Raw genomic sequence first — 12,547 nt, 5'->3', positions numbered from 1 at the left:
AATCAAGTTATGATTCATAATATTTTTACTTAAAATAATAATTATTGTATAATTATTACGAGGGGGGATGTAAGATGAACCATTCAACAATTTGTCCACGGTTTGAAAAAGCAATGAGTATTTTAAGCCAACGCTGGACTGGTTTAATTATTTATCAGCTGTTAAACGGTCCTCAACGTTTCTGTTCTATAGAATCCTCCATTGGAATAAGCGGAAGACTTTTATCGGAGAGATTAAAGGATTTAGAGCAAGCTGATATTGTGGTACGAGAGGTATACCCTGAAACGCCGGTTAGAATTGAATATTCTCTAACAGAAAAAGGGCGTTCATTAGAACCAATTATGAAAGAAATCGAAAATTGGTCTCATTCATGGCTAGAAGTATAACCATATAAAGTTTTCCTGTCGATGATAACCCGAATAATTATACGGAGATACCATATGATTGTTTGGGTTTTTATTCACTTTAAAAAGATAGTTTTTAGTTATCATCTACAAACTGATTCACTCCGTTTTCCCTGGGCTATAATTATTTTCGAAAAAATTGAAGTGGAGCGGAGATAAGGACACTCCACTCCTACAATAAGAATAGACGCTCTTAAACCTCGACGGCAAGCTCTTACGAATAGATGTCAGCAAGGCAGTAATTTAAATTTATTGATTCGTCTTTACCTTCTTATTTAGTTGTTTGTCAGCCTTATTATTAACAATCTAAAAAAAACTAATCCTCATCTTTAATGTCTAAATCCTCAGGAATTGGCTCACTTAATACTTCTTCTACAAACGTTTTATATTTTTCCACTTGCTTAAAATGCGTATTAAATTGCTCCTTGTTAATAAGATAATCCGTCCCATCATAAATGGCCCTAATCTGATTTTGTAAAATAAGGTTTTTCACTTTCATTTCTGAAATCGACAGCAATTCTGCGGTTTCTTGCACGGATAAATACATAAAAACACCTCTTTCATCTATTTGCTATTCATCTTTACACTGACTCCATTTAAACTTAACTCTGTCTTTATACTGCCTTCATCAATAAACGGTATAGTTACCATATCAGCACCATCAAAAGGAGGATGAATAAATGAATTTCGTTCTAAACAGCTTATTTTTAGTTATGATCTTTTGTTGTTTCTCTTTCATATTTTATCAGTCTTTCTTTGCTAAAACTAGAAAGGAAAATGCCCCCATTTTACCAACTATTAAATTAGAAAATGATTCTTGTAAATCAAAAAATACAGGAGCCTTCTCTAAAGATATTAAATTATCTGCTGAATAGTCACATAAATCAACCACCCTATTTCACTTATCATTTCTATTTATCTCAAAGATCCCACGAAAAGAAAAGGATCATCCTTTCTTTTAACTTAAAAGCGGATGATCTTATTTTTCAAACTTCTATCCTGTTTTTTCTTCTTCAAACATATAAAGCCACTCTTCCAAAGCAAGATTATTCATCGGTTTAGCATAATAATATCCTTGGATAATCGGCCATTTATTTATGGTAGATAAATATTCAATTTGCTCTTCTCTTTCTACCCCTTCTATCACAATGCATAAATGCAAAGAACTTGCCAAGGCAATAATAGCTTTAATAATTTCTCCATCTTTTTGCGATTCTGGAACCTCATCAATAAAGGATTTATCTATTTTCAATGTATTGACTGGAATTCTTTTTAAATAGGACAAAGATGATACCCCAGTACCAAAATCGTCAAGAGCAACAGAAAAACCTGCATTTCTATAAGCTTGCACGGATTGAATTGCTCCTTCCATATTACCGACGGCGCTTGTTTCAGTAATCTCTAACTCGATTAATGATGGACTTAGCTTATATTTCTCTACATACGCTTTTAAGTTTCTCATTAGTCGTCGAGAAGTAACATAAGGACCTGGAATATTAAATGCCACAGATAGGCTTCTATCTTGATTTTGCCATCTGGCCATTTGCTTGCAGATCTCTTCCATAATCCAGTCAGTAACTTCCCACATTTTGTCAGACGCTTCTAAAATAGGAATAAAAACTCCTGGAGAAATCTCCCCATATCTAGGATGCTTCCATCTTAATAAAGCTTCCACTCCTGCTACTTCCTTTGAGTTTAAATTTACTTTAGGCTGATACACTAAGTATAATTGTTTTTTTATGAGGGCATCTTCTATCTCACTCACAAGATGATTAGCAAATGTTCGCTTATGTTTACCTGAATCATACTTTATTATTTCATTTTCATAGCGAAGCGAATAATGAGTTAAAACTGCTACAGCATTTAAATATATTTGTTTAGCAGAAACCTTTTTCTCATTAACAGACAATGCAATAGCTGTCTCTATCTTGATCATTTGATCATCAATTATTACAGGACTAGATATTATGGCTGTTAGACGATTAAGTTCTAAAATTAATTTCTCTAGATCCTCATTTGTCCTACTTAAGAACGCAAAACGATTTCCTTCTATTCGGAACAATTCTATATTATGGCCTACTAGCTTCCTACACACTTCTTCTATATAAATAATGATTTTATCACCAAAATAGTAGCCATACTTACTATTCCATTTATTTATATTATGAATATGAAGAATTGCTATCCCACTTAAATAAGTAGCAGAGCCTATCACTTTTTCAAACTGCCTGCGATTGGGGCGCTTCGTTAATGCATCAAAATGATTTAACCGATAGTCGACATAGCGATCCAGCAAGCTAGATAAAAAAGAAAATAAAAAAAGAATAGCCATACCAATTGATATACCGAGAATGATTGATTTTATACTAAGATGATTTGCGTGGGAATGAATAAGTTCTCTTTCTGAATCCACATAATACCTGACAGCATGCATTCCAGTATAATGCATACTTGATATCGTAATTCCCATCAAAAGAGAGGTAATACATTTCACAATAAAGTTATTCATATATGGCTGTAACTTTAGAAAAATAAATAAGGAAGCAAAAGAAGCAAGCACGGCAATAACAACAGATAAAGTAAAATAGCCAAAATGATAGGCATAATTAGCCTCTATAACCATTGCTCTCATTCCAATATAGTGCATAGCACTAATACCAATCCCCATAAATATCCCCGCGAATACAATTAATCTACTAGAATTTCTAGCTTTGCTTGATAGGCTGAAAGCCAAAAAAGCAGCTAGAATAGCTGGTACTATTGAAAGTATCGTTAATGGAATATTATATTTCATATTTACTGGGAGCATAGAGGCGCTCATCCCAATAAAATGCATAGACCAAATTCCGAACCCCATGGTAATAGACGCTAATCCTAACCAAATATATCGATGAAAAAAACTATTATAAACAATCCGCTCATTCATGGAAAGCGCCGTATAAGATGCTAAACATGCGATTAAGATCGATAATAGAATAATAGGAATAGAATATTCCACTTGTAAATAAGTTACTGAATCAGCATTAGGCAATGTAAAAATAGTAATTTCCCCTCTAAAAATATTCTAATAAGCGATTTCTCTTGATTATCTCTTTTTCACTTTCGATTAACGCATGTTATTTAAAACTTTTTACCTAAGACTTTCTACTTGTATAAATTGAATATAAAGGAAAAATCCACTTTAGACAATCCTTTCATTAATGGTATTATCTCCCAAAAAATTTAAATAAATTAAATCCCGTTAAATCTTTAAAGATTTAACGGGCAAGAAACAATGCCTAATAAAGAGATTGATAAATGATAAACGTATCCTTTTCTGTCCTATTCCCGACTTTCACCTCTCCTTTCTTTTTGAATAATGCATGGTTATCCATAAAAAATCGATATTCATCTGAGGGAAAATAGAGAATAATGTTGACCTTGCGACTACTTTGTTCCAGTGAGCACACGATATTACTAATAATTTTTTGAAAGATAGGCAAGGAAAAAGGATTAAAAAAATAGAAATAATTATCTTCTGGCTGTACCAAAAAATCCTCTGCCTTTCCTAAATAAAAATGTATCTTTTCTTTCTTTTTCTTTCTGCTTTTTGCGTATTGTTCTAAATTAAGAAGCGCTTGATAATAAAAGTCTTCATTGATTTCAACTCCCTTTACAGTCGACTGAAATACATAATGAATATAAAAGTTTAAACGCCCTTTTCCACATCCAAAATCAACTACATAATCTGTCTCACGAAGCGGAAATTCGCGAAATAATTGCTCCAAATGCTCATATGGAGTTGGTTCATATCGATGATAATGATAGGACTTATGGAATCCTACTTGTATTTCTTCTGTTTCAATATGTAATAATTTATCGTAGTTCAAAGCATTCACCTTTCATCTAGTTTCTTAATAACGAAAAAATCCCAAATATACATTTTCACTCTATCTTATTTCCATCTCACGGTATTCATTAGGTGAAACACCTATGATTTTTTTAAATACTTTGCGAAAATATTTATCATCTTGGTATCCAATCATATTAGCAATATCATAAACTTTCAAATTACTGCTTTTCAATAATTCTTGAGCTTTTTTCATTCGGATGGTAACTAAATACTCTGAAATATTGACATGATACTCTTGTTTGAATTTTCTTGAAATATATTCTCTACTGATGTAAAAGTGCTCCGATATTTCTTGAAGCTTAATCTCCCGATGAAAATTTGCTTTTATGTACTTTTCAATTTCGTGAATAACATTTTGCGATCTTCGGGCATTTTGTCTTTTTACTCGTCGAAGAAACAATGCTATTTCTTTTTTCTTCCTTGCTTTATATGCTTCCAACTGAAAAATACCCTCTTTGTCCATAAATGAATAAATACGCTCCTCAATATTGGAGGGAATTCTTATCGGGAGATTGAACTCCTTAAACCATCTTGTACTTATCATTAAATATTCATGCTCCAAATGCAAAAGCTGGCTTAATGATAATGGTGGATTATTCATCATATCTTTTTGGATCTGCCCAATAAGTGATTGAAAAGCATGTAATTCTCCCGTTTGAATCGCCATTTTTATCGAGCTTGAATAACCCATTAAGCTTTTTATCTCATATTCCTTTTTCTCTGTCATTATTTTTCCTTGTTGATTCCCCAAAACATCTCGATTCATCATAATAGACTTAGCATACTGATAAGAAAGATTCAACTGGTTAACGGAAGTAACTTCTAATCCCATTGATAAAGTACAAGAGATTCCTAATAACTTTAGGATAGTAGTATGTACTTCTCTCATGATGACAACCGCTTCCTCTTTCCTTCTTAAGAGAAGAAGGACAATTTCTCCTCTTCCGGTTACATAATGAAAGGCAATTCCCTTATTATTGCTGCTAAGCTCCTCATTTATTACATTCAAGAGTGTAAAAAGAGTGAGATCTTTATCCCATTTAAATTCTTCCACGATTCCATTACTTACTTGTAAGAGTCCGATTGTATAGGCCTGTGCTTTGGTTAAAAGAAATTCCTCCAAGACATGTTTATCGAATGGATCATTATTTAACATCTGTGTTAATTGGTGATCACGATACGCTGGCTTCATTTTATTAATAAGTTGTGTTCTATTAAGCTTCCTTTTCCTTTCCTCTTCCTCTTGTTTCCACTCGTTCACTACCCTCCTTAATGTATCATTCAGCATTTCAGGGTTAATAGGCTTCAATAAATAGTCTGAGCTTCCGTAATGCATTGCCTTCCTCATGTAATGATAATCATCATAACCTGTAACTACTATCGTCTTCCCATGAGCGTAATGCTCATCCATCCATTTTAAAAGCTGAGTACCGTCGACCTTTGGCATTTTCATATCAGAAAAAATAATTTCGGGATTTGCCGCTTCTATTATTTGAATAGCATCTTCTCCATTACTTGCTTCGTAAATGTCTGTAATTTCATTTCCTGACCAATCAGCAAGAAGCTTAATTCCTTCACGAACATGCCTTTCATCATCAACGATTAGTGCCTTCATCTTCATTCACTCCTTCATGTGAAATTATTGGGATACGAATCATTACGGTAAACTCTTTCTTTTCGATACTGTCGATTACAAAGCTTGCTTGTCCCTCATAGTAAAGTTGCAAACGATCGTAAATATTATTTAATCCGATTGATTCTCTTTCTTTATCCTCCTTTCTTCGTTCCTCATAATATAATTTTTTATGAATCGTCTGTAGTCTTTCGCTGCTTACTCCTATCCCATTATCCTCGACAATAATTACTAAATCATCATCCTCTGTATAAGCACGGATTGTAATTCTTGCGCCCTCCATTTTATTACTAAAACCATGTTTAAAGCAGTTTTCAATAATTGGCTGTAGCAGCATTTTCGGAACAACAATTTCATGTGTGCTCGGTTCGATTATTAATATTATATTTAGCTCATCCTCAAACCTCTGTTTTTGAAGAGACAGATAGGATTGTGTATGTTTTAATTCTTTCGATAGCGGCACCATAGCTTCTCTCATATCCATACTGTATCGCATCATATCCGAGAGAGAAGTCAATAATGTATAAACAGGAACTGCATTCATTTTTAGAGCAAGTGTGCCTATGGACTGAAAACTATTGTATAGAAAATGGGGATTTATTTGTGATTGCAATACCTTTAATTGAGCTGACTTATTCTCAATTTGCAGTTTATATTCTTTGTCTATTAATCTATTGATTTGTAATACCATCGATTTGAAACGCCTACCAAGCATTCCGATTTCATCATTTCCTCCCGCCTCAAAGTTTGCCACAAAAATCCCCTTCTCTACCTTTTTCATATTTTCCATTAAAACTTTAATTGGAGCAGTAATCTTAAAGGAAATAATCATTGTTATGACTAATACCATAATTAAAGCCACTAAGGCAATCATCGTATTCATAAATGCCGTTGCCCTCGCACCTTGATAAAGACTAGAGTAAGGGATACTTTTTACCATATACCAATTATTATCCTGAACAGCAATATTTTCATAAAAAATAACCCCTGAAAAATCTTTACTTTCCCACTTTATGTTATTTTGTTGGGGATTTGTTTGAACTTTATAAAACCATTTATCCTTTGTTTTTTTGCCGATTACAGCTTTATTGGAAGAGTAAATTACAGTTCCATTTTCATTTATAATGGAAATACCTTCCTTATCTTTATATAGCCTATTCACAATCCCATCTATTTTTGAAAGATTTATATCAATAGACATAAATCCCAAAATATCATTAGATGGCACATTTCTAATCTTATTATGAAGGGATAGAACAGTTGATTTCTCAGAGTTAGGAATAATCGATAAGCCATTATAACTGTATATCGTATGTGGTGGTTCGATAAGCGAATAATTTGTTTCACTTTCCTCTAATCTCCGATAATATGGATGAAAATAGATATTTTTATTTTCACCTCTCCCACTTATGCGCGAGTGATAATTTGTAACAGAATCTCTCCCTTTATTAATATATAAATGCATTTGCTCTATTTCTGAACGAGAATTGTACACATATGCCAGCACTCGACGTACCTCTTCCATATTCTCCTTGTTATTCTCTCCCACTCCCTGTGTTAGTACATTCATGAAAGGAGTATAACGATATAATACGGTAGACATTAAAGCAATATCCTCTAAGTACGTACCTAACTCTTCCTTTCCCTTCTTCATTAACTCTGTATTGTATGCAACTGATTCCTTGTTAACATGATGAATGGTTTGAAAATAGGTAAGGACGATACTGCTTCCAAAAGGAAGAATAGTAGCAAGAAGCAAGAAAATCATTAATTTTTTTCGAATACCCCATTTCATTTTCGGTCGAGAAGCCTTAAATAAACTCCGTTTTTTTGATATACGCCTAAAGTGGACATTATTCTAATCTCTCTCTCCTCCTCTCCAAACCATTCCTTATAAAAATAATACATAAGGAGTGGTCAATATATTACACCTTCCTTGTCAATGTAAGCGGTTACCCAAAAGGTATAACCATTATATTATAAAAATAGGAGGTGCAGAAAGTGAATAATCCAAATAATATAGAAAAAATAGAAACTCCCCCTGTACACCAGTCAAGTGTAACGAGAAAAAAACCACTCTCTACAAAAAAGAAGAAGAACTGGAAGGAAGCAGGTTTATTTTCTCTATTTGTAGGTCCTGTTTTTATTGCATTTACAATTGTGGTGCTTGTTCCATTTTTTTCTGGCATCTATTATTCCTTTACCGATTGGAATGGCATAACTGGAGAGATTAAGTGGGTTGGATTGGATAATTTTAAGTATATCTTCACAGACGATAAACAGTTTCTCCAATCTTTTAAGCTGACTGCTGTTTACACTGTTGTAGCGATTATTTTGACAAACGCCATTGGTTTTAGCCTAGCACTGCTTGTTACTCAAAAACTAAAATCTAGCAATCTATTACGTACTGTATTTTTTATGCCTAATCTACTCGGCGGCCTCTTACTCGGCTTTATCTGGCAATTTATCTTTATTAGAGGATTCGCTTCTATTGGAGAACTTACAGGGATACCACTATTTGAGTTAGCATGGTTAGGAGATAAAAATACCGCCTTTTGGGGAATTGTAATTGTCAGCGTATGGCAAGGAGCAGGATATATTATGCTCATTTATATAGCTGCATTGCAAAACATACCAAAAGAACTAATTGAAGCAGCAAAAATGGATGGAGCAAACCGCTTTCAAGTGCTGCGAAATATTAAAGTTCCACTTGTTGCTCCTGCTGTGACAATATGCTTATTCTTAACAACTGCATCTTCCTTTAAAATATTCGACGCCAACCTTTCGTTAACAAATGGAGGTCCTTTTAAATCAACGGAAATGCTGGCTCTTAATATTTATACCGAAGCCTTTGTTAACAATCGCTACGGAATTGGGGAAGCCAAAGCACTTATCTTCTTTATTGTTGTAGCAGCCATCTCCATTTTACAGGTTACTCTTACTAAGAGAAAAGAGGTGGAATCTTGATGGAAAACAGGTATACTAGCAAAACTTTCTTAATGGAACTGCTTGGTATTATACTAGGCTTATTATTCTTGATTCCCTTTTATTATGTGATTTCTAATTCACTCAAGCCTTTTTCAGAAATACTAACAAATACCTCTTCCTTACCAAGTACGTTTGAATTTGGAAACTATCTAAATGCTTTTGAAAAGTTAAATTTCCTAAAGGTTTTTAGCAACTCTCTTCTTATAACGATAGCTAGCAATATTGTATTAGTCGTATTCTGTTCGATGGCTGCTTATATGCTGGTCCGGACGAAAAAGAAAATTAGCACGATTATTTTCATGGCCTTTGTTGCTGCCATGATTATCCCTTTCCAATCTATTATGATTCCACTTATTAAAACAGCCTCAAGTTTACACTTACTTAATAGTATTTGGGGTCTAGTATTTATGTATTTAGGCTTTGGGTCTGGGATGACTATCTTTTTATATCATGGTTTTATTAAAGGAATTCCAGTTGAACTAGAAGAAGCTGCTATTATGGATGGCTGCTCTCGTTTTGGGGTGTTCTGGAGAATTGTTTTTCCATTATTAAAACCAATTACCGTAACAATCATCATCTTAAATAGTCTTTGGATATGGAATGACTACTTATTACCATCACTTGTCTTACAAAATCCAGAACTGCGGACAATACCACTTGCTACTTTCTTCTTCTTTGGCCAATACACAAAGCAATGGGATCTCGCTCTAGCAGCACTAATGATAGGAATTGTCCCACTGTTAATCTTCTTCTTTTCGATGCAAAAGCATATTATACAAGGGATTACTAGTGGATCTATTAAATAGGGAGCTAAGAGGCTGTGTTCACAAAGCCACCTCTTCCATATAAATAAGCTATTTCTATAAACAGGAGGAAATCAAATGAAATTTAACAAAATGAAAAGGTATTCCTTATTAACTGGTATCTTATCTGCTTCTCTGCTCTTTGCAAGTGCTTGTTCAAATGAGGGTGCCTCAAGTAACACCTCTTCAAGCAAAGGAGAAAAAGTAGTGGTGGACTTGTTTAACGGAAAAGTAGAAATTGCGGATCAATTAAAAGCATTGACAGATCAATACTCAAAAGAACATCCAGATGTAACCTTTAATATTGAAACAGTCGGTGGAGGAGCAGATGGAACGGCTGCTTTAAAAGCAAAATTCGCCTCCAATACAGCTCCTGATATTTTTGGAAATGGTGGATATCAAGAGGCCTTAACTTGGCTGGATAAATTAGAGGATTTGTCAGATCAACCATGGGTAAAGGACGCATATGAAAGTGCCTTAGTTCCCATGACAGTAGATGGAAAAATTTATGGCCAGCCAGTTAACCTGGAGGGATATGGATTTGCCTATAATAAAGCATTATTTAAAAAGGCAGGTATTACGGAAATACCAACAACATTTTCTGAACTAGAAGCAGCTGCTAAAAAGTTAAAAGCTGCTGGAATTACACCTTTTTCGATTGGTTATGGTGAATGGTGGGTTTTAGCTAACCATGGACTAAATGTTCCTTTTGCTTATCAAGAAGATGCCGACGCCTTTATTAAAGGATTAAATGACGGATCGGCAAAAATCGAAGGGAATGAGCATTTTGACAAATACTTTGATTTACTGGATTTAACCATTGATTATGGTAATAAGAATCCATTAACAACAGACTATAATACCCAAGTAACTCTTTTTGCAACAGGTGAAGCTGCGATGATCCAGCAAGGAAACTGGATTCAGCCGATGATTGATAAAATTTCTCCTAACTTGGAGGTAGGCTTTATCCCAATGCCATTAAGTGATGAGAAGGAAAAATCGGATAAGCTAATGGTGGATGTGCCTACAAACTGGGTTGTTCATAAGGATGCTCCTGAAAAAGATAAAGAAGCAGCATTAGATTTCTTAAACTGGATGGTTACTTCCGATTTCGCAAAAGAATCTATTGTAAAGGACTTCAAATATGTTCCAGCATTTGAAACAATCACTGCCACAGCTGAAGATATCGGTCCCTTAGGCGCAGAGATTCAAAAATACTCACAGGAAGGCAGAACATATACATGGCAATTTACGAAATATCCTGATGGTGCTGGACAGGAGTTTGGTGCTAGTCTTCAAGCATATGTAGGAAGTCAAAAATCACGCGAGGAAACAATGAAAGCATTGGACGATACTTGGGCTAAACTAAAAAAATAGTAGATGCACAATATGAGATACTAGCTAATATTCATACATTTATCTTATCTTAACAATTTATTTAAGATTTATTGATAGTTTTGTCATATATTATTCATAATATATGGGTATGATATAGCTATAGTCATTAAATTTCTTTTTCAAGTCCCCCCTTGAAAATAGATAGTATGAAGGAGTGCCAAATAAAAGGCATTCCTCTTTTTTTCGCAAAAAAAAAGACTCTTCACACCTGAGAGTCTATATAATAAGAAGAATAGTATTAAATTAATTCAAGATTTTTATTTTGACTGTTTTCCGTCCCCAAGCCTTTGCTTTGCTAGTTGATGGCATTAACACGTCTATTTTATGTCCTTTAATTGCTCCGCCTGTGTCTCCTGCCACAGCTTCTCCATAACCTTCTACCCAAACTTTAGAACCTAATGGAATGACTGCTGGATCTACTGCAATTAATTTCATATTCTTATTCTTTTTAATATTATATCCAAGTGCCGTAAAATCAGATTTTGTATCTTGATGACTATAAGCAGTTGAGGTTACATAAATAACATCTTTACTGCTTGAAGACTTACTAGAAGGTGATTTGCTCGTAGTAGGTTTTGAGTTAGTCGATGCCCTAGCAGCTTTTTTAGCTGGACTATTTACCTTTACGACATTCTTCTTCGCTTCTTCTTGCTCTTTCTTCAATGCGGACTCTGCTGCATTTATTTGATCAAGTACTGCTTTTTTCTGGTTCTCAGCTAATTCTACTTCTTTAGAAACAGAAGCATATTTTTTCTGTACAGCCGTTACTGCCTCTTGTCTTTGAGCAACATTTTGCTGCAGTTCATTTTGAGTAGCCGCTAATTCATCATATTGTCCTGTTAATTCTTCTTCTTGCTGATCAATTGCTGCCTTTTCTTCTTCAATTTTCTGAAGATCTGCTTGCTGCTGCTCTAATATATCTTTATCACCATCAAAAATCATCGAAATAGCTGTTGCTCTACTAATAAAGTCAGCGAAGTCCTTTGAATTAAACAGCACTTCTAAAACAACATTTGTTTGGTCTGTATTCTGCAAGGAAACGAGACGATCTTTCATCACGTCTTTACGTGCCAATACTTTATCTTCTAGAACAACAATTTCTTCTTTCTTTTTCTCTATTTGTTGTTGCGTTTCTTCAATTTTCGCCTGCAGATTTGCTATTTTATCTTTATTTTGCTGCATTACTGTTTCAATAGATTTTAAATCCTCTTGAACAGCTTCCAACTCTTTTAAAGTTTTTTGCTTTTCTGCTTCTTTTTCATTAATCAATTGCTGATTTTGATCCAACTGATTTTTCGCCTTGTTCAGTGTTTCTTGACTCGTTTCTGCTTGTACCATAATCACTGATGTCAAAAAGATGACACTACTTAACGAAATGGCCATTAGTTTTTTTAAGGAACGCATCTAAAAACCCCTTTCTCTATTGTTA

Annotated in this window: 11 protein-coding genes; 5 read left to right on the top strand and 6 right to left on the bottom strand. The window is 34.1% G+C overall.

From position 1 onward, the window contains the following. Positions 1–74: 74 nt before the first annotated feature. The gene (locus tag NSQ92_RS00350) at positions 75–386 is read left to right on the top strand and encodes a winged helix-turn-helix transcriptional regulator (RefSeq protein WP_047941794.1); all 312 of its coding nucleotides are present in this window, start codon (positions 75–77) and stop codon (positions 384–386) included. Between the two features lie 334 nt (positions 387–720). Here the strand turns inward: NSQ92_RS00350 and NSQ92_RS00345 are convergent, their stop codons facing one another. Then, positions 721–951: an excisionase family DNA-binding protein gene (locus tag NSQ92_RS00345; RefSeq protein ID WP_047941795.1), complete on the bottom strand. Its 231-nt coding sequence runs from the start codon at positions 949–951 to the stop codon at positions 721–723. 133 nt (positions 952–1,084) lie between these two features. Between NSQ92_RS00345 and NSQ92_RS00340 the strand changes: the two genes are divergently transcribed. Then, positions 1,085–1,279 carry a hypothetical protein gene (locus NSQ92_RS00340; RefSeq protein ID WP_047941796.1) on the top strand — a complete coding sequence of 65 codons (195 nt, stop codon included), beginning with the start codon at positions 1,085–1,087 and terminating at the stop codon, positions 1,277–1,279. Positions 1,280–1,398: 119 nt separating this feature from the next. Here the strand turns inward: NSQ92_RS00340 and NSQ92_RS00335 are convergent, their stop codons facing one another. The 4 genes from NSQ92_RS00335 to NSQ92_RS00320 form a co-directional block, all read right to left on the bottom strand. Then, the gene (locus NSQ92_RS00335) at positions 1,399–3,435 is read right to left on the bottom strand and encodes a bifunctional diguanylate cyclase/phosphodiesterase (protein ID WP_336045369.1); all 2,037 of its coding nucleotides are present in this window, start codon (positions 3,433–3,435) and stop codon (positions 1,399–1,401) included. Positions 3,436–3,682: 247 nt separating this feature from the next. Beyond that, on the bottom strand, positions 3,683–4,282 hold the full coding sequence (locus NSQ92_RS00330; protein ID WP_336045370.1) for a class I SAM-dependent methyltransferase: 600 nt from the start codon (positions 4,280–4,282) through the stop codon (positions 3,683–3,685). A gap of 51 nt (positions 4,283–4,333) precedes the next feature. After that, a complete protein-coding gene (locus NSQ92_RS00325; protein WP_047941799.1) occupies positions 4,334–5,911 on the bottom strand; it encodes a response regulator in 1,578 nt (525 codons plus the stop codon). Further along, positions 5,892–7,697: a sensor histidine kinase gene (locus NSQ92_RS00320; protein ID WP_336045371.1), complete on the bottom strand. Its 1,806-nt coding sequence runs from the start codon at positions 7,695–7,697 to the stop codon at positions 5,892–5,894. The genes NSQ92_RS00325 and NSQ92_RS00320 overlap by 20 nt, the downstream gene beginning before the upstream one ends. A 260-nt stretch (positions 7,698–7,957) precedes the next feature. Between NSQ92_RS00320 and NSQ92_RS00315 the strand changes: the two genes are divergently transcribed. The 3 genes from NSQ92_RS00315 (at position 7,958) to NSQ92_RS00305 (ending at position 11,097) form a co-directional block, all read left to right on the top strand. Further along, on the top strand, positions 7,958–8,896 hold the full coding sequence (locus NSQ92_RS00315; protein WP_373694333.1) for a carbohydrate ABC transporter permease: 939 nt from the start codon (positions 7,958–7,960) through the stop codon (positions 8,894–8,896). Beyond that, positions 8,896–9,723: a carbohydrate ABC transporter permease gene (locus tag NSQ92_RS00310; protein WP_047941802.1), complete on the top strand. Its 828-nt coding sequence runs from the start codon at positions 8,896–8,898 to the stop codon at positions 9,721–9,723. The genes NSQ92_RS00315 and NSQ92_RS00310 overlap by 1 nt, the downstream gene beginning before the upstream one ends. A 75-nt stretch (positions 9,724–9,798) precedes the next feature. Continuing rightward, a complete protein-coding gene (locus NSQ92_RS00305) occupies positions 9,799–11,097 on the top strand; it encodes an ABC transporter substrate-binding protein (protein WP_047941803.1) in 1,299 nt (432 codons plus the stop codon). A gap of 264 nt (positions 11,098–11,361) precedes the next feature. Here NSQ92_RS00305 and NSQ92_RS00300 read toward each other — a convergent pair whose 3' ends face one another. Continuing rightward, positions 11,362–12,522 (bottom strand): 3D domain-containing protein, encoded by a 1,161-nt coding sequence (locus tag NSQ92_RS00300; RefSeq protein ID WP_341152225.1) that lies wholly within the window; start codon positions 12,520–12,522, stop codon positions 11,362–11,364. Positions 12,523–12,547 lie beyond the last annotated feature (25 nt).

The organism is Niallia sp. FSL M8-0099 (genome assembly GCF_038006945.1).
Classification (GTDB): domain Bacteria; phylum Bacillota; class Bacilli; order Bacillales; family Cytobacillaceae; genus Niallia; species Niallia circulans.
This window is presented reverse-complemented; position numbering and strand designations above follow the sequence as displayed.

Bases quoted from the DNA above. Each gene is read 5' to 3' on its own strand.
- NSQ92_RS00340 (WP_047941796.1), top strand. From the start codon at position 1,085: ATGAATTTCGTTCTAAACAGCTTATTTTTAGTTATGATCTTTTGTTGT.
- NSQ92_RS00320 (WP_336045371.1), bottom strand. From the start codon at position 7,697: ATGATTTTCTTGCTTCTTGCTACTATTCTTCCTTTTGGAAGCAGTATC.
- NSQ92_RS00310 (WP_047941802.1), top strand. From the start codon at position 8,896: ATGGAAAACAGGTATACTAGCAAAACTTTCTTAATGGAACTGCTTGGT.
- NSQ92_RS00345 (WP_047941795.1), bottom strand. From the start codon at position 951: ATGTATTTATCCGTGCAAGAAACCGCAGAATTGCTGTCGATTTCAGAA.
- NSQ92_RS00325 (WP_047941799.1), bottom strand. From the start codon at position 5,911: ATGAAGGCACTAATCGTTGATGATGAAAGGCATGTTCGTGAAGGAATT.
- NSQ92_RS00350 (WP_047941794.1), top strand. From the start codon at position 75: ATGAACCATTCAACAATTTGTCCACGGTTTGAAAAAGCAATGAGTATT.
- NSQ92_RS00305 (WP_047941803.1), top strand. From the start codon at position 9,799: ATGAAATTTAACAAAATGAAAAGGTATTCCTTATTAACTGGTATCTTA.
- NSQ92_RS00300 (WP_341152225.1), bottom strand. From the start codon at position 12,522: ATGCGTTCCTTAAAAAAACTAATGGCCATTTCGTTAAGTAGTGTCATC.